Annotated in this window: 1 protein-coding gene; it reads right to left on the bottom strand. The window is 69.0% G+C overall.

Annotation, left to right across the window (positions count from 1 at the left end):
- The coding region (locus QSK30_RS36665; RefSeq protein WP_285510011.1) for a hypothetical protein at positions 1 to 182 on the bottom strand (182 nt) is incomplete at its 3' end.
- Positions 183 to 371 lie beyond the last annotated feature (189 nt).

The following is a 371-nucleotide window of genomic DNA, read 5'->3' as shown; positions in this document are numbered from 1 at the left end:
GATCCTGGTAGTGACTCCGCCACGGGACCGGCCGACGGCACGATCACATGGCTCGCTCTGCCCGCCGCGGGATTCGCTCGCCCCCTGTGCGGGGCGGCGGCGTGCTGATGCGCCCGCACGATGCTGGCATCGACCGATACCTCACGGTCCAGTTCAACGATCGCCCCGGCCAGCAGCCGCACCTGCGCCACCAGCGCGCACAGGGCGCCGGTGCGCGACCAGCACCAGAACCGGCTATAGACCCTCTTCCACAGCCCATCGCGCTCCGGAAGATCCCGCCACGCCTGTCTTGGCCTTGAACAACATCCCGTTGATCACCCGACGGTCATCCACCCGCGGACGACCCTCCGCCCCCGAAACGGGCAGCAACA

Source organism: Actinokineospora sp. NBRC 105648, from assembly GCF_030269645.1.
GTDB lineage: Bacteria > Actinomycetota > Actinomycetes > Mycobacteriales > Pseudonocardiaceae > Actinokineospora.
The sequence above is the reverse complement of the archived record's forward strand: the minus strand, read 5'-3'. Positions and strand labels throughout refer to the sequence as shown.